Origin of the sequence: Bradyrhizobium quebecense, assembly GCF_013373795.3 — a bacterium.
In the GTDB taxonomy this organism is placed as follows: domain Bacteria; phylum Pseudomonadota; class Alphaproteobacteria; order Rhizobiales; family Xanthobacteraceae; genus Bradyrhizobium; species Bradyrhizobium quebecense.
In genome coordinates, this window is sequence record NZ_CP088022.1 from 2,581,132 (window position 1) to 2,606,139 (window position 25,008).

General features: G+C 63.1%; 21 protein-coding genes, 1 tRNA gene and 1 pseudogene. 12 read left to right on the forward strand and 11 right to left on the reverse strand.

All coding sequences use genetic code 11. The features are described from left to right. Positions 1 to 10 precede the first annotated feature (10 nt). Positions 11 to 751 carry an amino acid ABC transporter ATP-binding protein gene (locus tag HU230_RS12290; protein WP_029083902.1) on the forward strand — a complete coding sequence of 247 codons (741 nt, stop codon included), beginning with the start codon at positions 11 to 13 and terminating at the stop codon, positions 749 to 751. 110 nt (positions 752 to 861) lie between these two features. Here HU230_RS12290 and HU230_RS12295 read toward each other — a convergent pair whose 3' ends face one another. The 4 genes from HU230_RS12295 to HU230_RS12310 all read right to left on the reverse strand — a co-directional run bounded on the left by HU230_RS12295 (position 862) and on the right by HU230_RS12310 (position 5,490). Next, the gene (locus tag HU230_RS12295) at positions 862 to 1,896 is read right to left on the reverse strand and encodes a cysteine synthase A (RefSeq protein ID WP_176531443.1); all 1,035 of its coding nucleotides are present in this window, start codon (positions 1,894 to 1,896) and stop codon (positions 862 to 864) included. Positions 1,897 to 2,127: 231 nt separating this feature from the next. Continuing rightward, positions 2,128 to 3,273: an SAM-dependent methyltransferase gene (locus tag HU230_RS12300; RefSeq protein ID WP_224943228.1), complete on the reverse strand. Its 1,146-nt coding sequence runs from the start codon at positions 3,271 to 3,273 to the stop codon at positions 2,128 to 2,130. Positions 3,274 to 3,355: 82 nt separating this feature from the next. Then, on the reverse strand, positions 3,356 to 4,159 hold the full coding sequence (locus HU230_RS12305) for a DUF1365 domain-containing protein (protein WP_176531442.1): 804 nt from the start codon (positions 4,157 to 4,159) through the stop codon (positions 3,356 to 3,358). After that, positions 4,156 to 5,490 carry an NAD(P)/FAD-dependent oxidoreductase gene (locus tag HU230_RS12310; protein WP_176531441.1) on the reverse strand — a complete coding sequence of 445 codons (1,335 nt, stop codon included), beginning with the start codon at positions 5,488 to 5,490 and terminating at the stop codon, positions 4,156 to 4,158. Before HU230_RS12310 ends, HU230_RS12305 begins: the two co-directional genes overlap by 4 nt. Positions 5,491 to 5,634: 144 nt before the next feature. Here HU230_RS12310 and HU230_RS12315 point away from each other — a divergent pair, with 144 nt between their 5' ends. Genes HU230_RS12315 through HU230_RS12325 form a run of 3 tightly spaced genes read left to right on the forward strand, consistent with a single transcriptional unit; the run spans position 5,635 to position 7,816 of the window. Continuing rightward, positions 5,635 to 6,330, forward strand: coding sequence for a sigma-70 family RNA polymerase sigma factor (locus HU230_RS12315; protein WP_224943232.1), 696 nt, complete (start codon positions 5,635 to 5,637; stop codon positions 6,328 to 6,330). After that, the gene (locus HU230_RS12320) at positions 6,327 to 6,977 is read left to right on the forward strand and encodes a ChrR family anti-sigma-E factor (RefSeq protein WP_176531440.1); all 651 of its coding nucleotides are present in this window, start codon (positions 6,327 to 6,329) and stop codon (positions 6,975 to 6,977) included. Before HU230_RS12315 ends, HU230_RS12320 begins: the two co-directional genes overlap by 4 nt. Positions 6,978 to 7,000: 23 nt before the next feature. After that, positions 7,001 to 7,816 (forward strand): DUF1295 domain-containing protein, encoded by an 816-nt coding sequence (locus HU230_RS12325; protein ID WP_176531439.1) that lies wholly within the window; start codon positions 7,001 to 7,003, stop codon positions 7,814 to 7,816. On the opposite strand, the gene HU230_RS12330 is transcribed toward HU230_RS12325, so the two are convergent. Next, entirely contained in the window at positions 7,805 to 8,206 is a 402-nt protein-coding gene (locus tag HU230_RS12330) for a DUF2177 family protein (RefSeq protein WP_176531438.1), read from the reverse strand. The genes HU230_RS12325 and HU230_RS12330 overlap by 12 nt on opposite strands. Before the next feature lie 407 nt (positions 8,207 to 8,613). Between HU230_RS12330 and HU230_RS12335 the strand changes: the two genes are divergently transcribed. From HU230_RS12335 to HU230_RS12360, 6 genes are all read left to right on the forward strand, one after another. Next, positions 8,614 to 10,110, forward strand: a complete 1,497-nt coding sequence (locus tag HU230_RS12335; RefSeq protein ID WP_176531437.1) for an efflux transporter outer membrane subunit — start codon at positions 8,614 to 8,616, stop codon at positions 10,108 to 10,110. Beyond that, on the forward strand, positions 10,100 to 11,557 hold the full coding sequence (locus tag HU230_RS12340) for an efflux RND transporter periplasmic adaptor subunit (RefSeq protein ID WP_176531436.1): 1,458 nt from the start codon (positions 10,100 to 10,102) through the stop codon (positions 11,555 to 11,557). The genes HU230_RS12335 and HU230_RS12340 overlap by 11 nt, the downstream gene beginning before the upstream one ends. Positions 11,558 to 11,605: 48 nt before the next feature. After that, complete coding sequence (locus HU230_RS12345) at positions 11,606 to 14,734, forward strand: efflux RND transporter permease subunit (protein ID WP_176531435.1); 3,129 nt, start codon at positions 11,606 to 11,608, stop codon at positions 14,732 to 14,734. Next, the gene (locus HU230_RS12350; protein WP_176531434.1) at positions 14,731 to 17,835 is read left to right on the forward strand and encodes an efflux RND transporter permease subunit; all 3,105 of its coding nucleotides are present in this window, start codon (positions 14,731 to 14,733) and stop codon (positions 17,833 to 17,835) included. Before HU230_RS12345 ends, HU230_RS12350 begins: the two co-directional genes overlap by 4 nt. A gap of 37 nt (positions 17,836 to 17,872) precedes the next feature. Continuing rightward, positions 17,873 to 18,598 (forward strand): tRNA-uridine aminocarboxypropyltransferase, encoded by a 726-nt coding sequence (locus HU230_RS12355; protein WP_176531433.1) that lies wholly within the window; start codon positions 17,873 to 17,875, stop codon positions 18,596 to 18,598. A gap of 55 nt (positions 18,599 to 18,653) precedes the next feature. Further along, a tRNA-Cys gene (locus HU230_RS12360) sits at positions 18,654 to 18,727 on the forward strand. Between the two features lie 172 nt (positions 18,728 to 18,899). On the opposite strand, the pseudogene HU230_RS44065 reads toward HU230_RS12360, so the two are convergent. Then, a pseudogene (locus HU230_RS44065) lies at positions 18,900 to 19,196 on the reverse strand (tyrosine-type recombinase/integrase); the annotation flags it as partial. On the opposite strand from HU230_RS44065, the gene HU230_RS12365 reads away from it, so the two are divergent. Then, positions 19,086 to 19,502: a hypothetical protein gene (locus HU230_RS12365; protein WP_234633867.1), complete on the forward strand. Its 417-nt coding sequence runs from the start codon at positions 19,086 to 19,088 to the stop codon at positions 19,500 to 19,502. The pseudogene HU230_RS44065 and the gene HU230_RS12365 overlap by 111 nt on opposite strands. Before the next feature lie 319 nt (positions 19,503 to 19,821). Here the strand turns inward: HU230_RS12365 and HU230_RS12370 are convergent, their stop codons facing one another. From HU230_RS12370 to HU230_RS12390, 5 genes are all read right to left on the reverse strand, one after another. After that, the gene (locus tag HU230_RS12370; RefSeq protein WP_176531432.1) at positions 19,822 to 19,998 is read right to left on the reverse strand and encodes a hypothetical protein; all 177 of its coding nucleotides are present in this window, start codon (positions 19,996 to 19,998) and stop codon (positions 19,822 to 19,824) included. A 199-nt stretch (positions 19,999 to 20,197) separates the two neighbouring features. After that, a complete protein-coding gene (locus tag HU230_RS12375) occupies positions 20,198 to 20,572 on the reverse strand; it encodes a MarR family winged helix-turn-helix transcriptional regulator (RefSeq protein ID WP_176531431.1) in 375 nt (124 codons plus the stop codon). 1,131 nt (positions 20,573 to 21,703) lie between these two features. Next, positions 21,704 to 22,081 carry a hypothetical protein gene (locus tag HU230_RS12380; RefSeq protein ID WP_176531430.1) on the reverse strand — a complete coding sequence of 126 codons (378 nt, stop codon included), beginning with the start codon at positions 22,079 to 22,081 and terminating at the stop codon, positions 21,704 to 21,706. Positions 22,082 to 22,328: 247 nt separating this feature from the next. Beyond that, a complete protein-coding gene (locus tag HU230_RS12385; RefSeq protein ID WP_176531429.1) occupies positions 22,329 to 22,532 on the reverse strand; it encodes a hypothetical protein in 204 nt (67 codons plus the stop codon). A gap of 50 nt (positions 22,533 to 22,582) precedes the next feature. After that, the gene (locus HU230_RS12390; RefSeq protein ID WP_176531428.1) at positions 22,583 to 22,804 is read right to left on the reverse strand and encodes a hypothetical protein; all 222 of its coding nucleotides are present in this window, start codon (positions 22,802 to 22,804) and stop codon (positions 22,583 to 22,585) included. Between the two features lie 1,283 nt (positions 22,805 to 24,087). Between HU230_RS12390 and HU230_RS12395 the strand changes: the two genes are divergently transcribed. After that, a complete protein-coding gene (locus HU230_RS12395) occupies positions 24,088 to 24,960 on the forward strand; it encodes a phage tail protein (protein ID WP_176531427.1) in 873 nt (290 codons plus the stop codon). The last annotated feature ends 48 nt before the right edge of the window (positions 24,961 to 25,008 follow it).

Here is a 25,008-nt window from a genome sequence, read left to right on the forward strand (position 1 = left end):
CAAGGTCACCATGTCCACAACCCCGATCGTCAACATCTCCACGCTCAACAAATGGTACGGCGACTTCCACGTGTTGCGCGACATCAACCTTGAGGTCGGCAAGGGCGAGCGTATCGTGATCTGCGGCCCGTCCGGCTCGGGCAAGTCGACCCTGATCCGCTGCATCAACGCGCTGGAGGAATTCCAGGAAGGCGAGATCGTGGTCGACGGCATCGAGCTCGGCCCGAACCTGCGCCGGGTCGACGAGGTGCGGCGCGAGGTCGGCATGGTGTTTCAGAGCTTCAACCTGTTCCCGCATCTCACCGTGCTCGACAATTGCACGCTGGCGCCGATCTGGGTGCGCAATATCCCGAAGAAGGATGCCGAGGCGGCCGCGATGAAGTTCCTCGAGCGGGTCAAGATCCCGCATCAGGCCAACAAGTTTCCCGGCCAGATGTCGGGCGGTCAGCAGCAGCGCGTCGCGATCGCCCGCGCGCTGACCATGAACCCGAAGGTGATGCTGTTCGACGAGCCGACTTCGGCGCTCGATCCGGAAATGGTCAAGGAGGTGCTCGACACCATGGTCGATCTCGCCAGGGAGGGCATGACCATGCTGGTCGTAACCCACGAAATGGGCTTTGCCCGCGAAGTCGCCAACCGCGTCGTGTTCATGGACGCCGGTCAGATCATCGAGTCGAACACGCCGCAGGAATTCTTCGCCAATCCGCAGCATGCGCGGTCGAAGCTGTTCCTGAGCCAGATATTGCGGTGATTTCCGCTGTCATTGCGAGCGAAGCGAAGCAATCCAATCATCCGCATCGGAAGCATGGATTGCTTCGTCGCAATAGCTCCTCGCAATGACGTCTGCGGGGACGTCGTTCGTCAGACGAACGGCAGCTCGATCTTGCTGCGCTTTTCCAGCCATTCCGGGACCGGCAGATTCTTCGAACGCATGAAGGCCGGGTTGAACAGCTTGGACTGATAGCGGTTGCCGGAGTCGCAGAGAATGGTGACGATGGTCTTGCCGGGGCCGAGCTGCTTGGCGAGCTGGATCGCGCCCGCGATGTTGACGCCAGTCGACCCGCCGAGGCACAGGCCTTCGTGCTCCAGCAGCTCGTAGATGATGGTCACGGCTTCCTCGTCGGAGACCAGGAACGCATCGTCGACGTTCGCTGTCTCGATCACCGGCGTCTTGCGTCCGAGGCCGATGCCTTCGGTGATCGAGTCACCCGGCGTCGATTTGACCTGGCCGTTCTTGAACAGCTCGTACATCGCGAAGCCGTGCGGATCGGCACAGGCGGTGACGATGTCCTTGTTCTTTTCCTTCAAATAGCGGCTGATGCCGGCGAGCGTGCCGCCGGTGCCGACCGAGCAGATGAAGCCATCGACCTTGCCGTTGGTCTGCTGCCAGATCTCCGGTCCGGTCGAGTCGTAGTGCGCCTTGGGATTGTCGAGGTTGTTCCACTGGTCGGCGAACAGCACGCCGTTCGGCTCGGTCTTGCGCAGCTGCTCGGCGAGACGCCTGCCGAGATGCTGATAGTTGTTCGGATTGGAGTAGGGCAGCGCCGGCGCCTCGACGAGCTCGGCCCCGCACAGGCGGAGCATGTCCTTCTTTTCCTGGCTCTGCGTCTCCGGAATGACGATCAGGGTGCGGTAGCCCCGCGCACTGGCTACGACCGCAAGTCCGATGCCGGTATTGCCCGCGGTCGATTCGACCACGAGCCCGCCGGGCTTCAGATCGCCGCGCTTTTCGGCCTCCAGGATCATCCCCTTGCCGGCGCGATCCTTCACCGATTGGCCGGGATTCATGAATTCGGCCTTGCCGAGAATGGTGCAGCCGGTCAGTTCGGATGAGCGTTTCAGCTTGATGAGGGGGGTGTTGCCGATCGCTTCAATGACGTCTTTGTTGAATGCCATGTCGGGGTAATCTTTTGCCGGTCGGTGTTTTGCTCTGGCCGGAAACTAGTGCGCAGATGGCAAAAGGGGAAGGCTTTTGCAGTGCGGCGAATTTCGCGCGGCGGTCTGCGTTAACCAGTCGGCCGTTCGGGGGATGACACGCTGGAAAGATCGTTTTGAGAATCCGCTGCGATTTGGCCAAATCTTGCTGCCAATCGGCGCACCGCGTCAGATTCGGACGACACGGTGAGTTCAAGATCGTCGTTCGATCTTGTACAGCCCCACATTGAGTGCGCCGATTTCAAAGCCGAGCCTGCAATAGGCCAGATAATACTCCCACATCCGCTTGAAGCGGACATCGAAGCCGAGGGCTTCGATCGATGGCCAGGCGTCACGGAACCGATCGCGCCAATCGGCCAGGGTGCGCGCATAGCTGGCAGCGAAGAACTCAGTCGAAACCAGCCGAAGTCCGGAATTGTCGACAAGTCGTTCGATGATCTCGACGGTCGGCAACATTCCACCCGGAAAAACGTATCGCTGGATGAATTCCGGCCGCCTGCGATAGCTCTCGAAGCGACGTTCGTCGATCGTGATCACCTGCAACAACGCGATGCCGCCGATATCGAGCCGTTGCCGCAGATTGTCGAAAAACAGCGGCCAGTACGCCTCGCCGACCGCCTCCAGCATCTCGATCGAGACGACACGATCATACGTACCCTTGGTATCGCGATAGTCCTCCAACCGCAGATTTGCCCTGTCGGCGAGGCCCCGCTCGGCGAGTTGCTCACAAGCGTAGCCAAGCTGTTCAGTCGACAGTGTCAGGCCGGTGACGTGATGGGCGCCCCGTTCGACAAGATGCCGTGCCAACGCGCCCCAGCCGCAACCGATCTCGAGAACCCTCTCACCGCCGTTGAGATCGAGCAGTTCGGTGACCCGATCGAGCTTGCTCTGTTGGGCCTGCGCGAGCGTCTGGTGTGGCGAGGTGTAGATCGCCGATGAATAGGTCATGCTCGGGTCGAGCCAGAGGCGGTAGAAATCATTGCCGAGATCGTAATGGGCGCGAATGTTGCGCCGGCTGCCACGCCTGGTATTGCGATTGAGCAGGGCATGACGAAGCCAGTTGAGAGGCTGCGGCGGCCTCAGACGCTCGAACGAGGGGGCGCGGGCCGAACGCGGCGCAGCCGCGCTCAGGAACGAGTAGACGTCGGGCGTCGACCATTCACCGGCAAGGAAGCCTTCGGCAAAACCCAGATCACCGCCGATGAGCAGCCGCAGCAGGCATTTCCAATCATGAATCCTGACATGTGCCTGCTGCTCGCACCGCATGCCGGAGATCACAATGCCGCGCCCACTTGGCGTCTGGAGCAGGATTTCGCCGCAATCGATACGGCGCAACATTCGCCGCAGCAAACTCCCGACAGTCGCGCGCAGCATTGGCGGCCATTCGACGGGCTGCGGGCCGGGGACGGTCTGCGGGTGGTCAGAGTGCATGCGAGTCAATCCGCTGCTGGGGTGAAGTGGGCACGGACGTGATCCCGTGCGGGGAGCGTTGCGGGCGCCTGCGCAACCGCAAGCCCTTCGACCAAAGCCGCAACGCTTCCCAATGAATCGCCAGGATCACCTTGACCGTAACCAGGGGAACCGCAATGAAGTTGTGCAACAGCGCTAGATCGCCGAGTTCGTGGCGTGACGCCGTCAGGCACGCGCCGAGCACTGTTTCTCCGCTCTCGCTTGCGCTGATACCGAGCGCAAAATGCTCGCCCGGCTGATTCAGCCGGAAGTGATAGGACACGTCCATGTCCATGAAGGGAGACACATAGAAGGCCTTGCCGCAGTCATGCCGAATGGTGCCGGCACCGGCCGCGACCGACGCCACATAGGCGTGGCGTTCGCCGAACGTGTTGTGAACCTGATAGATGATCGCGGCGAGCTGGCCGTCATGTCGGTGGCAGAAATAGATGCTGAGCGGATTGAAGCTGTAGCCGAGGGTTCGAGGCATGCAGAAGAGCCGGATCGGCCCTCCGGCGATATCGATCCCTGCCTGCATCAGGCAACGTTCGGCCTGCAGGCGCAGTGGCGTCGCGCTACCGTCGCCGTGATCGGCATCGTGAAGTGCAAACAGGTTGAATCTGTTGCGGGAGAACAGCCGCAAACGGGAGGCGAGCAGGGGTATCTCGTCGAGATCGAGCAGCAACCAGAACGTACGATAGCGGAAGCGATGCGTGGTAGGCCGCAGCCGCCGATGCATCACGCTGCCGCGATAGAGGCAGGAGCGGAGCATCATGGTTGCAGCTCCGGTTCGGGCAACGACCTGGCGCCCGCGGTGAGCGCTATGCGTCCGGATTCGTCGGATACGGTCCACGGCCGCCGCACGCCTCCTAGCTGTTCGGCGACCGCAAGCCCTGATTGCAGCCCGTCTTCGTGGAAGCCGGCACCAAAATGCGCGCCGCAGAACCAGGTGTTTTTCTGACCTTGCAGCGACCAGAGCCGGCGCTGTGCGGCGATTGCGGCGGCATCGAAGATCGGGTGCTCGTAGACCTCCGTGTGATGCAGCGTGTCGCTGTGTGGCGGATGCGCCGGATTGAGCGTGACGAAGAGCGGCAAATGCTGGGGAATAGTCTGGAGCCGGTTCATCCAATAGGTGACGCCGACCGGCGCGGCGACGTTGTCGCGCGATCCGACATAATTCCAGCTCGACCAGGCCGGTCTGCGTCGGGGCATGAATCTGGGATCGGAGTGGAGTACGGTTAGGTTGCGGGTATAGCGGAACGCGCCGAGCAGTTCGGCCTCATCGGGCGTCGGGTCATCGATCGTCGACAATGCCTGATTTGCGTGTGTTGCCAGCACGACGTGATCGTACGGCTGCGTTTCGCCATGAACATCCATGACCAGGACGCGGCCGGGCGATCGGCGTATCCCGACCACGCCGCAGTCGAGCCTGATCCGGTCCGCGAAAGGCTGGACCAGCCGCTGCGCATAGACCTGGCTGCCGCCGATCACGGTTTCCCATGGAGGCCGCCTCGTCAATTGGAGCAGCCCGTGATTGTGATGGAAGCGAATGAATGTCGCCGCGGGAAAGGCGAGAATTTCATCCGGAGGCGCCGACCAGATGGCGCTTGCCATCGGTAGCAGGTGGTCGTCGCGGAACGCTGAGCCATAACCACCTTGCACGAGATAGTCGCCGAGGCTGATCGTCTCGTCGCTCAGCCGTGCCGCGTCGCATGTCGCGCGATTATAGAACCGGACGAGGTCGCGCAGCATCGACCAGAAGCGCGGGCGCAGGAGGTTGCCGGGCTGCGCCAGCAGACCCGAGAGGCCGGTCCCGGAATATTCGAGATTGCCGCGGTCGAGCGAGACCGACAGCGACATCTCCGATGCTTGTGTAGGGACGTCGAGATGCCGGAACAGCGCAGCGAGATTAGGGTAGGTGTTCCGGTTGAACACGATGAAGCCGGTATCCACGGCAACGCGTTCGCGCCCGATGGACGCTATCACGGTGTTGGAATGCCCGCCGATCCGATCGGACTTCTCGTAGACCGTCACGTCGTGTCGCTGGCTGAGCAGCCAGGCGGCCGAGAGGCCGGAAATGCCGGTTCCGACTACGGCTATGTTCAATCTGCCGTCGCTGCTCAATTACAATCCCTCAGCGGCACGATGCGCCGGCCGATTGCGCGGTCGGCGTCATGGACGGAAACGACGGATGTTGCGGGTTGGATCACCGGCAGTGATCCAACCGTGGCCGGGTGGCGTTCCTGTTGCATGCAAGCCGCCGCTCGACATGTTTCCGGGGTCATCGGTCTGGTCAGGCCCGGCGCGATCCGGTACTGCGGTCGCAGAGCCGTCAGTGATGGGGAGTGCCCGCGCGGCATGCTGAGTGAAACTCCCGACAATGAGACGTCGGATGCCGCCAGATGGGCCCGGCTGATCGAAGCCGTTGCTGTCCGCAGGGATCGCGAGGCCTTCGCGGCGTTGTTTCGGCATTTTGCGCCGCGCATCAAGACGTTCATGAAGCGCTCCGGTGCGAGCGAGCAGCTTGCCGACGAACTGGCGCAGGAGGCCTTGTTCGCAGTGTGGTCGAAGGCCAGCCTGTTCGATCCCGGCAGCGCTGGTGCCGCAGCCTGGATATTTACGATCGCGCGAAATCTCCGCATCGACGCGCTCCGTCGTCAGAAACGAACCCCGACGATCGATACGTCCCAGACGGAACTCGAGTTTCAGCAAGATGAGGGACCACTGCCCGACGCCGGGGTGGCGGCATCTGAAATCGAGGCGCGGGTGCGCGATGCGCTGTCTGTGCTGCCGGAAGAGCAGATGCGGGTGATCGAGTTATCTTTCTTTCACGAAACAGCCCATGCGGAGATCGCAAGGGCGCTCGATATCCCGCTCGGCACCGTCAAATCGCGCTTGCGGCTGGCGATGGCCCGGCTGCGCAGCTTGCTGGATGACTTCTCATGACCGTCCATCATCATCCCCCGGACCAGCTGTTGGCGATGTTCGCAGCCGGCACGGCCGACCTTGGCCAGCAAATTGGCATTGCGACCCATCTGGTCGGCTGTGCGAAGTGCCGTGCAGTGGTGCGCACGATGGAGCATGTTGGCGGCGCGATGCTGGCTGGATTGTCGCCGACCGCGATGTCGGACGGAGCGCTCGAGGCGATGGAGCGCAGGCTGGACGAGACCTCGCTGACCTCCATCCCGGAGCGGCGCCGGGGGCAGGCATTCCGCGACGTACCGGGTTTGCCGGACTTTCTGGACAGCTATCCCGATAGTCCGTGGAGATGGATCGCACCGAAGGTGCATTTGCGGCCGATCCGGTTGCCCGAGCCGAGCGCGACACGCGTCTTTCTCCTGAAATCCAGCCCGGGAACGAGGATGATCGAACATACGCACACCGGGTTTGAAATGACCTGCGTGCTGTCAGGAAGCTTCGTCCACGCCGGCGGCCATTTCGGGCCCGGAGACTTCGACTTTGGCGACGGGTCGGTGGATCATGACGTCAGGATCAACTCGACCGAAGACTGCATCTGCCTCGTCGCAATGCAGGGAGATTTGAAGCTCAACGGAATGATCGGCCGTTTGTTGCAGCCGTTGATCCGCATGTGACGGTCGCTCGTGGGAGATGCTCCGTGAGCCTGCTCCAGCTGATATTTCGACTCGCAATCATGGCGCTTGCGCTGTCTGCGGTCATGGCGGCCGCCTGGCAGATCCAGCGACGGACCGGAGCCACCGGATGGATCGATGTCTGCTGGACGTTCGGCACCGGCTTGGTTGCTTGCATAGCCAGCCTCGTTCCGGTCCCGGAAGGTGGCGTGCCGACCGCGCGGCAGATCATGGTCGTGCTGCTGGTCGCGATCTGGTCGCTGCGGCTCGGAAGTCATCTTCTGTCGCGGACCTGGAAAGTCGGCGATGATCCGCGCTATCGCGACCTGATCGATCAATGGGGCGACTCGGCCGACAGGCGGATGTTCCTGCAGGTCCAGGCCCAGGCGGCAGTTGGGCTCATCCTCACGATCTCCGTTGCAATCGCGGCGCATAACCCGCGAGCCGTTCTTGGGTTTGCGGATTTGTTCGGCGCGGTGCTGCTGCTGACTGGCTTGATCGGGGAGGCATTATCCGACGCGCAGCTCAGCAAATTCCGCTCCGATCCCGCCAATCGACATCGGATTTGCGAGGCCGGATTATGGAAGTGGTCGCGCCATCCGAACTATTTCTTCGAGTGGCTGTGTTGGCTGGCCTATCCGCTGATCGCGATCGATGCCTCGTATCCCGTCGGCTGGATCACGTTGCTTGCACCGGCCTGCATGTATTGGGTTCTGGTCTATGTGTCCGGCGTGCCACCGCTCGAACAGCACATGCTGCGCTCGCGCGGCCAGCGATTTCGCGACGTGCAGGCGCGGACCCGGCCGTTCTTTCCATTTCCGAAGCTGACTTCAGGCAGCTAGCCTTGCCGTAATGAGGCAAGCAGCCGTGGCGGACATGGTGCCGAGTAGTGTTCCCCAGGTCAGATCGAGCAGAGTGAGCTGGAAGGTCCAGTTCCGCACAGTCGCCTGGTTGGTCAAATCGTACGTCATGTAACTGAAAAAGCCGAACAGCGCGCCGCTGAGCGCCGCCTGAGCCAGACTTTCGGACCTTATCGCCGGGAGCACCGCGAACACCACGAGCCCGATCGGGTAGATCAGATAGAAGGCGATTGCCGGAGGCAGGTTGACCTCCGTCGACAAGATGTCGCCGAGCGTCGGGCGGTACAATCGGCTCGCCATCGTTCCAAGCCAGGCCATGTCGCAGAGCAAAAAGACGATGAGTGTCGACAGGTAGGCATAGAGGTAGGTCATGTCGGGGCCCGAAGGTTGAACGCCACTGTCGCGGGGCGCAGCTCTCAATGGGGTAACGACAGATCGCGGCGGCTGGATCATTCCGGCGCGTTGGGGACGGCAAGCTGCGGATTCGAAGCAACAGGGCCGAGAAATCCCCATGAAATCTTTGTTAGAATTAGAACGCCCGGATACTGCTTCCGGTGCGAGGAAACGCTGCAAAAATGGGGAAAACTCGTCTGTCCGGGTGGTGGCGAATCACAGTGGATGCGACGTCGCACAATCGTGACAGGGCTGTCCGCCCTATCGTCCCAAGGGTAGGATGGGACAGCCAGGTTCCATTGGAAGCATTACCCCGTGCACGTCACCCAGACCATTGCTGACTGCGTCATTCGTGCGCCACGCGCGAAGTCTGGCTTTGGCGGAGAATGGGTGTGACCCAGCCCGCGTCCGTGATGGCGCCTGGAGGCCGGTTCGGCCTCGCCGTCCGCATGCGACGGCTCGCGGGACGATCGCTTGTCGCGCTCGGCCTGGTCGCGGGTTCAGCCGGCTGCATTCTGACCCAGGACATCCCCGATCCCGCGCTCGACGTGCCGCAGGGCTACAAGGCCGCGCGGCTTGGCCGATCGGGCGACGCGCTTCCGACGCTCGACTGGTGGCGGGGCTTCCGCTCCAAGGAGCTGACGCAGTTGATGGAGGAGGCGCAGACCGTCAACCTCGACATCGCCGCGGCTGTGGCGCGCTTCCGCCAGGCCGACGCGCTGGCGCGGCAGGCCGGCGCGGCGCTGCTCCCGACCCTCAATCTCAACGGGTCTGAAACCTACTCACGCACCTCCGGCTCCAGCGCCAGCGGCCTGACCAATGGCGGGCGCGAAGTGGTGAACTACAGCGCCTCGCTGAGCGCGAGCTACCAGCTCGACTTCTGGGGCCAGAATCGCGATGCCGCGCAGGCGGCGGAGGAGACCTCCGTCGCCAATCGGTTCGACCGCGAGGTGGTGGCGTTGACCACGCTCGCCAGCGTCGCCAACGGCTATTTCACGGTGCTTGCCACCCAGGACCGGCTACGCACCGCGCAGCGCAACATCGCCAGCGCCGAGCGTATCCTTAACGCGATCAGGGACCGCTTCAAGGCCGGCACCGGCTCCGATCTCGATGTCGCGCAGCAGGAAAGCGTGCTCGCCAACCAGCGCGCGCTGGTGCCGCCGCTGCGGCAGACGCTCGACCAGAACATCAACGCGCTCGCGGTCCTGGTGTCGCGGCCGCCGGAGAGCGTACGCGTCGCTGGCGGCTCGCTCAATTCGGTCGCGATTCCGCGCGTCACGCCGGGCCTGCCGTCCGAATTGCTCACCCAGCGTCCCGATATCCGCAGGCAGGAGGCGCAGCTCGCATCCGCCACCGCCAATGTCGGCAGTGCGCGGGCGCAGTTCTTCCCGAGCATCCAGCTGACCGGGACAGGTGGCTACCAGAGCCAGGCGCTGGTCTCGCTGTTCCAGCCGCATGCGGCCTTCTTCAATCTGGTCGGCGGCATGACCCAGCCGATCTTCGACGGCGGCCGGATCCTCGGCAATTTCGAGAACGCAAAGGCGCGGCAGGATGAGCTACTGCAGACCTATCGCAAGACGGTCGTGCAATCGTTCACCGATGTCGACAACGCGCTGGTCGCGATCCGCGAGACGACGCGGCGGCTGCAGCTGCAGCGCGACGTGCTGTCGTCGTCGCGGCGCGCCTTCGATCTCGCCGAGCAGCAGCTCAAGGCCGGCACCGCCGACATCGTAACTGTGCTAAACACGCAGCTGACCCTGTTCCAGGCGGAAGACGCTTATTCCCAGGCCCAGCTGGCCCGGCTATTGGCGATCGTGAGCCTGTATCAGGCCTTGGGGGGCGGCTGGGAACCGAAGATGGAAAGACCGGTCGATGCTCTTTAAGCCCGACTCGAGGGACGACGAGAAAAGCTCAGCCCCACGCAAGCGCAGCCTGGTTTCGCGCCTGCTTGGGCGCATGGTATCGCTGCTCATCACGCTCGTGATCCTCGGCGGGCTCGGCTATCTCGGCTGGCTTGCTTTCCAGCCCAAGCAAAATGGAGGCAGCGGGCGCGGCGCGGGCGCGCGGCCCGATCTGCCGGTGCCGGTGCTCGCGGCCACGCCGCAGGTGCGGGACGTGCCGGTCTATCTCGACGGCGTCGGCTCGGTAAAGGCGCTCAACACCGTCACGGTGCGCTCGCAGGTCGACGGCAAGTTGCTCAAGGTGAACTTTGTCGAGGGCCAGGACGTCAAGAAGGACGACGTGCTGGGCGAGATCGATCCTGCGATCTATCAGGCGCAGTACGACCAGGCCGTCGCCAAGAAGGCGCAGGACGTCGCGCTGCTCACCAACCAGAAGCTCGACCTTACCCGCTATGAGCAGCTGGCCGCCAGCAATGCCGGCTCTAAGCAGCAGGCCGACACGCAGCGTGCGCTGGTGGCGCAGCAGGAGGCGCTGATCAAGGCCGATCAGGCCGCGATCGACAATACGGGCGCGACCCTGAGCTACACCAAGATCGTCGCGCCGATCTCCGGCCGCGCCGGCCTGCGCCAGGTCGACCAGGGCAACATCATCCACGCCTCCGACACCACCGGGCTTGTGATCCTGACCCAGCTGCAACCGATCGCGGTGTGGTTTAGCCTGCCGCAGCAGCAGATCATGCGAGTCAACGCCGCGGCGGCGAAGGGCCAGCTTGCGGTCGATGTGTTCGGTAATGACGGCGTCACCGTTATCGATACCGGCAAGCTGACCGGTATCGATAACCAGGTCGATCCGACCACCGGCACGCTGAAGCTGAAGGCCGAACTGCCGAATGCCAGCTACCAGCTCTGGCCCGGCCAGTTCGTCAATGTGCGGCTCAAGGTCGAGACCTTGCCGCAGGCGATCGTGGTGCCGACCTCGGCGGTGCAGCGCGGTCCCGCCGGCACGTTCAGTTACGTCATCGGCGAGGACAGCACTGTCACCGCCAAGCCGGTCACGGTCACGCAGCAGAACGAGCATGAAGCCGTCATCGCCAGCGGCCTGACCACGTCGGACCGCGTCGTGACGACGGGCTTTGCCAATCTCGCCGATGGCTCCAAGGTCGTGGTCGGCAAGGACGACGGGCCGCCGGCAGCCGATCTCGCGCCGCGCAAGCGCAGCCGCACGCCCGACGGCAAGCGCGGGGCGCAAGGCGAGGGCCCAAGCAAGGACCAGAGCAAAGACGCCAAGCAGGACGGGCAGGGCAAGAACGGCGAGCATCGCGGCCGACGCGACCACAGCGAGGGCGATCCGAAGGAGCAGACCGGACCGGCACCCGCGCCGGCGACAGGGGGCGAACAGTCGGGCGGCGCGCCGAAGGCGCAGCCATGACCGGCATCCTGACCTCGTAATGGCCGACCTAACAGCGAGCACGCAACCATGAGCGTCTCCGAACCGTTCATCCGCCGACCGATCGCCACCTCGCTGCTCGGCATCGCGCTGATGATCGGCGGCGCGCTGGGCTATTGGGCATTGCCGGTCTCGGCGCTGCCGCAGGTCGACTTCCCGACCGTGCAGGTGACGACGCAACTGCCGGGCGCGAGCCCCGACGTGGTGGCCTCGCTGATCACGGCGCCGCTGGAGCGGCAGCTCGGGCAGATTCCGTCGCTGTCGTCGATGAACTCGACCAGCTCGTTCGGCGTCAGCCAGATATCGCTGCAGTTCGACCTCAACCGCGATATCGACGGCGCCACCCAGGACGTCCAGGCCGCGATCAATGCCGCCGCCGGCATTCTGCCGAAGACGCTGCCGTACCCGCCGGTCTACGCCAAGGTGAATCCAGCGGACGCGCCGGTCATGACCTTGGCGCTGACCTCGGACACGATCTCGCTGCGGGCGATGAGCGATCTTGCCGATACCATTCTCGGCCAGCGGCTGAGCCAGATCTCCGGCGTCGGCCGCGTCTCGATCCTTGGCGGATTGAAGCCCGCGGTGCGCGTGCAGGCCGACCTGGCGCGGCTTGCGGCCTATGGCATCGCAATGGAGGATCTGCGCAACGCGATCGCCGGCGCCAACGTGTCGGGACCGAAGGGCTCGCTCGACGGCGCCCAGCAGTCCTACACCATCGCCGCCAACGACCAGATCGCCGCCGCCGACGCCTACCGGCCGATCATCATCGCCTATCGCAACGGCTCGCCGGTGACGATCGGCGATGTCGCGCAGATCGTCGACGGGCTCGAGAACGATCGCACCGGCGGCTGGTACCAGGGCACGCCGGCCGTCATCATCGATATCCAGCGCCAGCCCGGCGCCAACGTCATCGACGTCGTCAAGCAGATCCGCGGCGAAATCCCGCGGCTGCAACGGGCCGTGCCGGCCGGCGTCAAGCTGACCGTGGTCTCCGACCGCACCGTGACGATCCGCGCTTCGGTCCACGACGTGCAGTTCACGCTGATCCTGAGCGTCGTGCTGGTGACGCTGGTGGTGCTGTTGTTCCTGCGGTCGCTGCGCGCGACCCTGATCGCCGGCGTCGCGCTGCCGCTGTCGCTGATCACGAGCTTCGGCGTCATGTATTTCGCCGGCTTCAGCCTCGACAATCTGTCGCTGATGGCGCTGACCATCGGAACCGGTTTCGTGGTCGACGACGCCATCGTGATGATCGAGAACATCGTCCGCCACATGGAAGGTGGCGAGACGGTGATGGAGGCCTCGCTGAAGGGCGCCAGCGAAATCGGCTTCACCGTGATCTCGCTGACGGTGTCGCTGATCGCGGTGTTCATCCCGCTGTTGTTCATGTCCGGCCTGGTCGGCCGCATGTTCCGCGAATTCGCGCTGACCCTGACGATCGCGGTCGTGACCTCGGCGATCGTCTCGCTGACCTTGACGCCGATGATGTGCTCGCGGCTGCTCAAGAACATCCACGAAGAGATGGCGGTCCCGGGCCTTGCCGCGGTCAGCCGCTTCATCGACCGCATGGTGGAATTCTATCATCGCACGCTGCTCTGGGTGCTGCAGCGCCAGCGCGCGACGCTGCTGGTGACGTTCGCGACCATCGCGCTGACGCTGATCATGTATGTGCTGGCACCGAAGGGCTTCCTGCCGCTCCAGGACACGTCCTCGATCACGGCGGTGACCGAGGCCGGCCCCGACGTTTCGTTCGCCGAGATGCAGCGACGCCAGAGCGAGGTCTCCGACCTCATCAAGGCCGACCGCGACGTGGTCGGCGTGGTCTCGGTGATCGGCGCCGGCTCGGTCAATCCGACCACCAATGTCGGCCGCCTGGTGATGACGCTGAAGCCGCTCGACCAGCGGCGTGACGGCGTCGTCAAGGTGATCGAGCGACTCAAGCAGAAGATCGCAACGGTCCCCGGCATGACCGTCTACTTCCAGCCGGTGCAGGACGTGCAGATTTCGACCCAGTCGAGCCGCTCGCAATACCAGTACACGCTGACCGCGACCGATGCCGCCGAGGTCTCGCAATGGTCGCAGAAGCTGGTCGCCGAGATGCGGCGCGACCCGATCTTCCGCGATGTCTCCTCGGAAGCGCAGGATGGCGGCCTGCGCGCGGCGCTCGACGTCAACCGCCAGCGCGCCGGCCAGCTCGGCGTCAGTCTGCAGGGCGTCACCGACACGCTGAACGACGCCTTCGCGCAGCGGCAGATCTCGACCATTTACGGCCAGGCCAACCAGTACCGTGTGGTGCTCGAGGCGCTGCCGATGTATCAGCGCGACCCATCGATCCTCGACAAGCTCTACCTGCCGGGCGCAAGCGGCGCGCAGGTGCCGCTGTCGGCGGTAGCGACGCTGGTCCGCACCACGGCACCGCTCGCGATCTCGCACCAGGCGCAATTCCCGTCGGTTTCGCTGAGCTTCAACCTGGCGCCGGGCGAGGCGCTTGGCGACGCGGTCGAGGCGGTGAAGGCGATCGAGACCCGGATCGGGATGCCCAGCAGCATCGTCGGGATCTATTCCGGCGACGCCGCCGAATTCGCGCGCTCGCTGGCCGGACAGCCCTGGTTGATCCTGGCGGCGATCATCACGATCTACATCGTGCTCGGCGTGCTCTACGAGAGCTACATCCACCCGATCACGATCCTGTCGACGCTGCCCTCGGCCGGCGTCGGCGCCATCCTGGCGTTGATGCTGTGCGGGCAGGACCTCTCGGTGATCGGCCTGATCGGCATCATCCTGCTGATGGGCATCGTCAAGAAGAACGCGATCATGATGATCGACTTCGCGCTGGAGGCCGAGCGGCATCAGGGCATGTCGTCCTATGATGCGATCGTGCAGGCCTGCCTGTTGCGGTTCCGGCCGATCATGATGACGACGCTGGCGGCGCTGTTCGGTGCGCTGCCGCTCGCGATCGAAAGCGGCACCGGCGCCGAGCTGCGCTTCCCGCTCGGTATTTCGATCATCGGCGGCCTGCTGCTGAGCCAGCTGCTGACGCTCTACACCACGCCGGTGATCTATCTTGCGCTCGACCGGCTCAACCGTCGGATCGAGCGGGCCGTGCCTGAGCCCGGCCCCAGCGGTCCGCCGATCGCAGGCGCCACCGAGGGCATGCAGTGATCTCGATCTCGGAGCCCTTCATTCGCCGGCCGGTGGGCACCACCTTGCTGGCGATCGGGCTGTTCCTGGTCGGGATCGTCGCCTACGAATTCCTGCCGGTGTCGTCGGTCCCGAATGTCGACTTCCCGACCATCAGGGTGTCGGCGTCGCGGCCCGGTGCCGATCCGTCGGTGATGGCCGCGACCGTCGCCGCGCCGCTGGAGCGCAAGCTTGGCACCATTTCGGGCGTCGACCAGATCACCTCGACGAGTTCGCTCGGCACCACCAGCATCCAGGTGCAGTTCTCGATCGGCCGCAATATCGACCGCGCCGCGCGCGATGTGCAGGCCGCGATCAATGCCTCGCTCGCCGATCTGCCGAGCGACCTGCCGTCGCTACCCAAGTTCCGCAAGGCCAATCCGGCCGCGGCACCCGTGTTCGTGCTGGCGCTGACCTCGAAGACGATCTCGACCAGCGCGATGTACGACGTCGCCGACACCGTGCTGGCGCAGCGCATCTCGCAGGTGCCGGGTGTCGGCGAGGTGACGGTCAGCGGCGCCGACCAGCCGGCGGTGCGCATTGCGCTCAATCCGGTGTCGCTGGCGAATGCCGGGATCGCGACCGACGACGTCCGGCTTGCGATCATCAATGCCAATCCGCTGGGCCCGGTCGGCATCTTCAATGGCGACCGGCTGAGCGAGACGCTTTCGATCAACAAGCAGATGCGCACCGCGGCCGAGTTCCGCGACATCGTCATCAAGAGCTCGAACGGCAATTTCGTCCGCCTCTCGGATGTTGCCGAGGTCGAGGATTCCGTCCGCAACTCGCGCTCGATCGCCTGGTTCAACAAGCAGCCCGCGGTGCTGATCCAGATCACCAAGCAGGGCGACGCCAACGTCATCGACACCGTCGACGGCGTTCGCAGGATGCTGCCGGAACTGAAGCAGTGGATCCCGGCCGGCGTCGAGATCTCGACCCTGGTCGATCGTACCGGAACGATCCGCGCCAGCGTCCAGGACATGCAGTTCACGCTGCTGGCGACCGCCATGCTGGTGATGGTCGTGGTGTTCGTGTTCCTGCGCAGGATCGTACCGACGATCGCAGCCGGCGTTTCGGTGCCGCTGGCGCTGGCCGGCACCTGCGCCGGGATGTGGCTCGCCGGCTTCTCGATCGACAATCTGTCGCTGATGGCGCTCGCGATCTCCGTCGGCTTCGTGGTCGACGACGCTATCGTGATGATCGAGAACATGTACCGCAATCTCGAGCAGGGCATGGCGCCATATCCTGCCGCGGTCGAAGGCGCCAAGCAGATCGGCTTCACGGTGCTGTCGATCTCGCTGTCGCTGATCGCGGCCTTCACGCCGCTGATCTTCATGGACGGGATCGTCGGCCGCCTGCTGCGCGAATTCTCGCTGACCCTGACGTTTGCCATCATCGTGTCGACCCTGGTGTCGGTGACGATCACGCCGATGATCTGCGCGCACTACATCAAGGAGGCGACCTCGGATCGTGCCACCTGGTACGATCGCGTCATCGAGGGCACGCTGTCGCGCGTCGTGGCGTTCTATGCGTCGACCCTGCGCATCGTGCTCGGCTATCCCTTCCTGACCTTGGTGGTGTTCTTCGCCACCGTCGCGCTGACGGTGGTGCTGTACGTCAAGACGCCCAAGGCCTATTTCCCGACCGACGACAGCGGCTTCGTGATCGGGGCGACCCGCGCTTCCGCCGACATCTCGTTCCAATCGATGCTCGGTCTGCAGCAGCGGCTCGCCGACATCGTGATGGCGGACCCCGCGGTCGCTGGCATCGGCTCGTCGGTCGGCTCCGGCGGCGGCCCGGGCGGCGCCACCTCCAACCGCGGCACCATGTTCATCAGCCTGAAGCCGCCGGAGGAGCGGGGAGGCCTGTCGACCGCGCAGGTGATCGATCGGCTGCGCCGCAATCTGTTCATGGTGCCGGGCATCCGCCTGTTCATGTTCGCCGCCCAGGATATCCGCACCGGCGGCCGGCAGAGCGATTCCGACTACCAGTACACGCTCGCCTCGACCGATCTCGATCTGTTGCAGAAATGGGCGCCGCTCGTCGCCAAGCGCATGGAGACGGTGGAGGGCATCACCGATGTCTCCGCCGACCGCGATCCCGGCGGCTTGCAGCTCAACCTCGTGATCGACCGCAAGATCGCCTCCAGCCTCGGCGTCCGGGTGCAGGACATCGACAACGCGCTCAACAACGCGTTCTCGCAGCGGCAAATTTCGTACATTTACACCCAGCGCAACCAGTACGTGGTGGTGCTGGAGATCGATCCGAAATTCCAGAGCGACCCGTCGAACCTCGAGCGCATCTATGTCGCCGGCGCCAATGACGTGCAGGTGCCGCTCTCGGCGCTCGTGCACTACCAGCGCGGACTGTCGGCGCTCGCGGTCTATCACTCCGGCGGCTTCCCCTCGACCACGGTGTCGTTCAACCTGCTGCCGGACGTGCCGCTGGAGGTCGCGACCACGAACATCCAGCAGGCGGTCGACGAACTGCATATGCCCGAGGGCATTCGCGGCAGCTTCGACGGCAATGCCGGCGACTTCAACAAGACCAGCGGGCGGCAGCCGCTGCTGATCCTCGGCGCGCTGGTCGCGATGTATATCGTGCTCGGCGTGCTCTACGAGAGCCTGGCGCATCCGATCACGATCATCTCGACCTTGCCGTCGGCCGGGCTCGGCGCGTTGCTGGCGTTGCAGGTCACCAACACGCCGCTGACCGTGATCGCCTTCGTCGGCATCATCCTGTTGATCGGCATCGTCAAGAAGAACGGCATCATGATGGTCGACTTCGCGCTCGAGGCCGAGCGGCATCAGGGCCTGTCGTCCCGGGATGCGATCTTCGAGGCCTGCCGGGCGCGCTTCCGCCCGATCCTGATGACGACGATGGCCGCGCTGTTCGCCGGCATTCCGCTGGTGATCGCGACCGGCCCGGGCACCGAGCTGCGGCGGCCGCTCGGCATCACCATCATCGGCGGCCTGTTCGTGTCGCAGATCCTGACGCTCTACACCACGCCGGTGATCTATCTCCTGATCGACCGGTTGCGCCGGCGCCCGTCGCCGTCAGGCGTGCACGCTCCTGCGGAATAGGTTGGATTGAACGGCTTCGCACGCGTATAGCGAAGCGATGTCCGAACCGACCGAAGCAAAGACCGAACTTGCCACCGAGATCCCGGCGTGTCCGCATTGCGGCAAGCCGATGCCGCTGTGCATCTGCGACAGCGTCACGCCGATCAAAAGCCGGATTCAGCTCCTGATCCTGCAGCACCCGCAGGAGCAGGACAGGGCGCTCGGTACGGCGCGGCTCACCGCACGGCACTTTGAGAATGCGGTGGTGCGGATCGGACTGTCCTGGCCGAGCCTTGCCAAGGCGCTCGGCCGGCCGGTAGCCGATCCGTCGCGCTGGGCGGTGCTCTATCTCGGCTCGGCCAAGGTCGAGGATCTCGATACCGACGCCGAGATCGTTGCGATCAACCGCAAGGGTCAGTTGGAGCCGCACCAGCGCGCGATCCTCTCCGACATCGAGGGCATCGTGCTGCTCGACGGCACCTGGAGCCAGGCAAAGGCGCTGTGGTGGCGCAACGCCTGGATGCTGAAGTGCCAGCGGGTGATTCTCGGGCCGAAACGGCCCTCGCTGTACGGCAAGCTGCGCCGGGAACCGCGGCGCGACGGCCTGTCCACCATCGAGGCGGCCGCGATCCTGCTGGCCGGGCTGGAAAAGCGGCCGGATATCGCGGCAACGTTAACTGATAGTTTCGAGCGGATGCTGGCGAGATTCCGCGAAGTGCAGGCCGAAATGCCGGAATTGGCGCCAAAACCGAAGAAGCGGGACTTCCGGAAGCGCCGACGTTAGCTGTCCGGCTTGGTTGCCTATCGCAGTGAGGGCGTATATGAAGTGCGCCGCAAGGGGCCACGTGGCGGAGTGGTTACGCAACGGTCTGCAAAACCGTGCACTCGGGTTCGAGCCCCGACGTGGCCTCCAACGCATTGATTTCATTCACACCACTGCGGACTCGGAAGCGCACCACAGTGCCCTTTGGCCCCTCGTCCCCGCACATGCGGGAGGTTTTCTTAGCAGCCTCTGCGTGCATGGTGCTGTTGACGTGGGTGTAGCGCAGCATGGTCGTGGGGCTCGTCCAGCCCAGCATTTGCATGACGATAGCGGGCAAAACGCCTTCCTGCAGAAGTCGCGTGGCGCGTGTATGGCGCAGCGAGTGCAGCACCAGCTCGGCTGAGCCCCCGCACTTTTCCACCGCCGTCTTGAAATGCCTTCGCAATAGGTAATCATTCGGCAGGCCTGTTCCCGCGATCAGGACGCGCAGCTCCCGGGCCAGCTCAGGGTGCAGATAGACCTCTCGAGCCTTGCCCGTCTTGGTCTGGCGCGCGTGCAGCCTGATCCACTCGTCGCCGATCTGCTCAGGGGCGAGCACGTACAGCTCACCGAGGCGCATCCCTGTCTCGATCAGGACGCGCACGCACAGGGCCTCCGAGGACCACCCAGCGCTCGCCATGGCGCTGAGGACCGCATCCTCCAGCTCGGGCGCGACTATCTCAGTGCGCTCACCGTCCTCGTCCTGCAGCGGCACCACTGGCCTGCCCATGATGAACCCACGAGCACTCGCGAAGCTCAGGACCGCCGAGGCCAGCGTGAGGTACCGATTGATGGTGCCATTGGCGAGCGTGTCGCGGCCCTGATAGCCCGGGCGCTTCTGGAGGTACTCGACCACTTTGTCCAATTCCTGGGTGCCGACCATTGAGATGTCGAGGTCTCCTAGGCGGTCGATCACGAGGTCTAGGCGCTGGCGTCTGGAGCTGTCGCGGCCCCGCTTCCACTTGCCCTTGCGCGGCCCGCCAGCGTCCCAGCACAGCTCGGCAACCTCTCGGAACGTCGTGCCCGTGCCCTTCACCTTGGCGTGGTGCGGCGGCTCGGTGCCAGTGGCGCGCACGTAGGCCTCGTAACCATCCGCCTCTTGCATGGTCGGGAAGGGCTGCTTGTAGCGCTGGCCCTTGAAGACGAAGTCTGCATACCACTGGCCGGTCAGCTTGCCCTTGCGCTTCTCAGGATACGCCATGTTCTCAGGCTCCATCGCCGACGAGTTTGTTGTAGCGGTCGCGCCAGTACCCGCTCTTTTCATAGAGCTTCTGAGCCTTGTCCATGTCACCGCGCTCCTCAGCCTCGTTGGCGTCAGCGAGGTGACGGCTGCAGCGCTCGTGCGCCTCTGTGATGCGCTCCTGTAGGGTTTTGGCCGACATGTCATCAGTCTCCGATTGTAATCAGTCTGGACGTGCGAAAGAGCCCCGTAGGGCTCCAGCGTCTACTCGTGAACGATGATGACCGTGGGTGTCTTGGGCGCATCCCGCAAGCTCTGGCTCGCGCGCGACATGCGAGCCCCTAGGTCATCAGTTTGGCACCCACTGAGCATCAGTGCAGCCAGCAACAGGCACGTGCGGATCATGACTTGGACTTCCTGCCCGCGAGGGCGCGATAGACCGCAGTGGCGAGCGCAACGCCCTTAGGCGTCAAGAACACCTGATGCTGCCTGCGGTTCATGGGGTTAGGCTTCGTGTACACAAGCCCGAGGCCGGGCTCGTGACGTCTGTTCAGCTCGCCGAGGTCGAGCATGTGGCGCGTCATGACAGCTGGGTTAGCGCCTGCCTTGCGCGCGTACTCGCCCACGCCGAGGCCTTCCTCTTCCGCGACCATGAGGAAGGTGGAGGCCTGCTGCAGCGGCATGATCGAGTAGACAGCCTTGAAGGGCTCTAGGGCCGTGAGGAGAATTCGCTGAGCCTCGCGGACCTCTTCGTTGAGTGTCGAGCGCGTGACCATACGAGATGACACTCCAAGGTTAGGGCGGCTGATAGACGGGGTGTGCGTGTGTAGTGTCATACTCAAACTCCCTTTAAAGGCCTATGCGACAAATCTCACTATCAACAGCGAAGCTGTAATAAGCACCGCCCCAGCACACCCGCATTCCAGAGCTACTGCGGTAATTCCCGCACTCAGGAACACGAGTGAGACAACTATGAGCATAGTCTTACCTCCTGTGAAGAGTACGGAACGGGAACTGAGCCTTGGTGTCCTGAAATAAGTTTCACATTGGGTAAATGTTCCAAGGATGCCGTAGCCTCCTCGGTCTCGAATGGTACTAGCGAGAACCCGTTGTCCCAAAGGCGCAAGCCCGGGAGGACCACGTCTAGTCGTATCTCCACCTCGCCACTGATGTTGCACACGTGCACCACGGATGCCGTGAGGCCCGCAGGCACTATAGATAAAGGCATTAGGTCAATCGCGCGGGTGGTGCGGAAGCGTTCGCCCACGCGTACGTTAGATGTCTCATGGCTGGGAATTAGAACGCTGGTCAGCCCACCAACCAACGTCAACTGAAGAGCCCGTCGTGTCATCTAGCCCACTGCTTTCATGTCTAAACAATTACAACTACTAACCTATGCCGCAAGCTTCTATACCTGGGCAAGAGACAAACGCGTCTTCCCGGAGCAATACGGACACTGTGACACTAAGGCCTCAGTTCCCTCAATTTCGCTTCAATAGCGAGGCGCTCCTTATCGACCTTGAAGCCCGCGCGTTCACTGGCCCGCAAGCGCAACAGCTCGTGCTCGTAAAACCAGGATTGGGATTGCTCTGGGGTCTTGGGGTCTCGGAAGCCCATTAGTGCACCAGCACGATGTAGAAGAGCAGGGCGAACGCTAGGCCGCTTCCGAAGCTCGCGCACGCAAGGTGTGCCAATCGTGTATCTCGCATCTTACGCTCCTCAAAGCTTGATGGTGTCTAGAACGGATTGTGCATCGAGCGCGGCGTAGTGATACATCGCGTCCGTGATGATTTCGTCCCACATCGTGGTCCAGAAGTTGTTCCAGAAGATCATTACAGGCTCCTAGTGTCACTGATGCCCATCATCAGGCCGCGCGATACGCGACGACGCCCGAAGGCGTTTCGGGCTCAGACGGCTTGCAGAACAGTGAAGCCAGCGGCCTGCGCAGCACCGTCCCAACGGTGACCGCCGTCCTTCGCCAGCGCCCCGCGCAGGGCGTCGTATTCCGCCACCTCGCTTGCGAGCCAGCGGTTGACGTCAAGACCATCCTTGATGCGAGACACAGCGGACGACACTGCGGCCGTGTGCTTGTCGTAACCACCGCCAGCGGCAAAGCCGCGCACCATCTCAGAGCCAAAGATGTGCACGTAGGCATAGAGCCTGCCTGCGCCGTCGCGGGGATACTTGAAGGCAACCGAGGCAACGCGCGCCCCTTGCTTGTTCAGGATCACGTATGCGGACACGTTGGCGAAGGCTGCGCGGTGCTGATCGTAAATCTTTGTCATGGTCGTATTCCCTTGCAATTGTAATCGGTGGAGACAAACGAGTGACGGGCTTAGGCAACCGCGAACATGTCCGGGCGAAGCCGTGCGACCTTGAAGGCCATTTGATCGGCGCAGATTTGCGCACAGAGCTTGCTGGTGAATGTCTTATCGGTGCTCATGACTGCAAAGCCTCCTAGTCGGATTGTGCTGATATGATCGCCCATCATCAGACCGCGCATCACGCGGTGACGCCCGAAGGCGTTTCGGGCTACTTGCTATCCGTGCAGATCAGGCGCGCACACTGGAGAAGGCCGCGCGCGTCAGCGTCCCAAGCCTTGGCCGTGACACGGTCCTGAAAGTTCGCCCGGATGTAATCGGCCTTCTCTGAGCAGATCAGCGAGAGGCCCGCGACCACGTGAGTGAGCCCGTGGCGGTCAATCATCTCTTCAAGCGCTGTAGTGATGTCCTGCATTGTGGTATTCCCTTGCAATTGTAATCGGTTGAGACAAACGAGTGACGGGCTTAGGCAACAGCGAACATGTCCGGGCGAAGCGTCGCGACCTTGTGCGCCATTTGATCGGCGCAGATTTGCGCACAGAGCTTGCTGGTGAACGTTGACGTTTCGAGGCGCGCGCCCTTCGGGCAATAGCTGCCGACCATGCGGCCCATCACACCGCGCACGGTGATCATGGGAATGAAGGAAGAGCCGAGGGACTTGACGGTTGCATGAAGGCGGAAGGTCATTGGTGCTCCTAAGAGTGTCCTGGTTGGCGTCAGCGCCTGTCCCCATATGAGGCCCAGTGTGACCGTTTGGCAATGGGTAATTGATGACAATGGACATATTTAGGTGCGACAGATTGTCGCAGGGGGCGCGAGCGTGCGCCTAAGACAGCCTAGGCCGACCCGGGAATAGGGCCGATTCAGGTGCGCGGGGCCAGGTTTGGGTGCGACACTGCGTGCCGCTGGAGGATTGCCTAGGAAGCCCTAGGAGTGCCCATGCGAGCGCGGGCTGCCGTGGTAGCGGGCAGGGACAGCCAATGCGTCCTGAGCGTTCCCAAGAGGTCCTAGGGGCCTAGCAGCCCTCAAGGTCTCGTGGCCTCCCATTGTCTTACACGCGAATAGGTCCGGATCGGCCCTATATACTGAGGCCGGTCCTGTAAGAGACACGCATCAAATTTCTTACAAATAGGACCTGGTCCTTGTGTCACGGTTATTTGAACCGATGAAGGCCTAGCAGTCTCAGGGTCTTAGGTGCACGTGCGGGGACAGATGCGGGGAATAATGGGTCCCCTTTGGCGCGGGACCCCTATTTGGGCGCGATTTCCCACGCGATTTCAAATTTCGACGGCTTTAGGCCGTTTGCTGCTCGGCTGACGCCGCGTCTTGGGACCACCCGGGATTTCTTGGGTCCCATTAGGGCCGTTTCGGTCCCATTGCGGAGAATACGGGTCCCATTCGCCGCTTCCGGTACCGGTACTTGGGTCCCACAGGTTGACCATGGGCAACCAAGGTTCCCTAGGTGTTCTATTGACCCGGGCCAATCGGAGCAAATGGTACTTTTCCTAAGTATTCTCAAGCACATGACCGTTATTTCCACTCACTAATGGATAAGACGCGCCTTGATGCGCCGTACGGACGCTCGGCGTCACTTCATCTCGGGCACCTAGGGGGCTTTGGGGGTTCCTAAGAGCCTCTCAAGAGCAACCTAGGTCGCTTCAACAATAATCATGAAGGTCATCTCCTTAGAGGACCTAAGAACCTAAGAACCTAGGAATCCTAAGATGGCCCGGGCCAATCGGAGCAAATGGTACTTTTCCTAAGTATTCTCAAGCACATGACCGTTATTTCCACTCACTAATGGATAAGACGCGCCTTGATGCGCCGTACGGACGCTCAGCGTCACTTCATCTCGGGCACCTAGGGGGCTTTGGGGGTTCCTAAGAGCCTCTCAAGAGCAACCTAGGTCGCTTCAACAATAATCATGAAGGTCATCTCCTTAGAGGACCTAAGAACCTAGGAATCCTAAGATGTCCCTCGAAACGGGCACGTACATCAACGACCTCGTGCCCACAAACCCGGTGCCATCTGACGGTCTCGGGCAGTCCGATGATCACCTGAGGCTCATTAAGGCCGCTCTCAAGAACACCCTGCCTAACTTCACATCTGCGGTGTTGTACAGCACCCAAGCGCAAATCGACGTGGCGTCCTCGTACGTGGCAGCTCTGCTCTCCGTAGGTGTAACGCTAGGCAATGGGGCGCTCCGGGGTAACGGCACCGTGCCTGCGGGCATGATGGCGGACTTCGGTGGTGCCGCGGCTCCCACGGGCTGGCTGGCGTGCGACGGGCAGGCAATTTCGCGCACTACCTACGTGGACCTCTTCAACGCTATCGGCACAACGTGGGGCGCTGGCGACGGCAGCACCACATTCAACGTGCCAAACCTGGTTGCCTACTTCAGGCGTCACCGCGACAACGCATCGCTCGCTGGCGCGGTGGGCACGAAGAAGAACCCGGCGAACCTCTCGCACACACATACGGGCTCAGGCACCACGGGCACCGAGAACGCCGTGCACTCGCACTTCTTCTCGGCCACCTCAGGCGCGATGTCCGCGAACGCCACGCATACGCACGGGTGGACGCAGACGCATCGGCTGTACGGCAACTTCCAGAGCTACACGTCTGGTGGCGCGGTCGGCGGCATTCAGCTGAACAACGGCACGGACGGCTCCGTCGAACTCACCTCGACAAACACGGACCACACGCACGCTGTCAGTGGCACCACAGGTACCGAGAGCGCCTTCCACGCCCACGCCTTCAGCTTCACCACGAGCGTAGGCAGCGTGGATGACGTTGAGGCCCGCCCGTACTCGGCGACCGTACTAACGTGCATCAAGACCTAATCACTCACACCGCTACCGTTAGGGTCACCTAGGTAGTCCTAGGAACCC

What these genes read in the sequence shown, in the direction of transcription:
- HU230_RS12320 (WP_176531440.1), top strand. Translation starts at nt 6,327, where the DNA reads ATGACCGTCCATCATCATCCCCCGGACCAGCTGTTGGCGATGTTCGCA.
- HU230_RS12385 (WP_176531429.1), bottom strand. Translation starts at nt 22,532, where the DNA reads ATGCAGGACATCACTACAGCGCTTGAAGAGATGATTGACCGCCACGGG.
- HU230_RS12355 (WP_176531433.1), top strand. Translation starts at nt 17,873, where the DNA reads ATGTCCGAACCGACCGAAGCAAAGACCGAACTTGCCACCGAGATCCCG.
- HU230_RS12300 (WP_224943228.1), bottom strand. Translation starts at nt 3,273, where the DNA reads ATGTTGCGCCGTATCGATTGCGGCGAAATCCTGCTCCAGACGCCAAGT.
- HU230_RS12390 (WP_176531428.1), bottom strand. Translation starts at nt 22,804, where the DNA reads ATGACCTTCCGCCTTCATGCAACCGTCAAGTCCCTCGGCTCTTCCTTC.
- HU230_RS12295 (WP_176531443.1), bottom strand. Translation starts at nt 1,896, where the DNA reads ATGGCATTCAACAAAGACGTCATTGAAGCGATCGGCAACACCCCCCTC.
- HU230_RS12315 (WP_224943232.1), top strand. Translation starts at nt 5,635, where the DNA reads ATGCAAGCCGCCGCTCGACATGTTTCCGGGGTCATCGGTCTGGTCAGG.
- HU230_RS12395 (WP_176531427.1), top strand. Translation starts at nt 24,088, where the DNA reads ATGTCCCTCGAAACGGGCACGTACATCAACGACCTCGTGCCCACAAAC.
- HU230_RS12380 (WP_176531430.1), bottom strand. Translation starts at nt 22,081, where the DNA reads ATGACAAAGATTTACGATCAGCACCGCGCAGCCTTCGCCAACGTGTCC.
- HU230_RS12375 (WP_176531431.1), bottom strand. Translation starts at nt 20,572, where the DNA reads ATGGTCACGCGCTCGACACTCAACGAAGAGGTCCGCGAGGCTCAGCGA.
- HU230_RS12345 (WP_176531435.1), top strand. Translation starts at nt 11,606, where the DNA reads ATGAGCGTCTCCGAACCGTTCATCCGCCGACCGATCGCCACCTCGCTG.
- HU230_RS12330 (WP_176531438.1), bottom strand. Translation starts at nt 8,206, where the DNA reads ATGACCTACCTCTATGCCTACCTGTCGACACTCATCGTCTTTTTGCTC.
- HU230_RS12335 (WP_176531437.1), top strand. Translation starts at nt 8,614, where the DNA reads ATGGGTGTGACCCAGCCCGCGTCCGTGATGGCGCCTGGAGGCCGGTTC.
- HU230_RS12340 (WP_176531436.1), top strand. Translation starts at nt 10,100, where the DNA reads ATGCTCTTTAAGCCCGACTCGAGGGACGACGAGAAAAGCTCAGCCCCA.
- HU230_RS12370 (WP_176531432.1), bottom strand. Translation starts at nt 19,998, where the DNA reads ATGTCGGCCAAAACCCTACAGGAGCGCATCACAGAGGCGCACGAGCGC.
- HU230_RS12305 (WP_176531442.1), bottom strand. Translation starts at nt 4,159, where the DNA reads ATGATGCTCCGCTCCTGCCTCTATCGCGGCAGCGTGATGCATCGGCGG.
- HU230_RS12290 (WP_029083902.1), top strand. Translation starts at nt 11, where the DNA reads ATGTCCACAACCCCGATCGTCAACATCTCCACGCTCAACAAATGGTAC.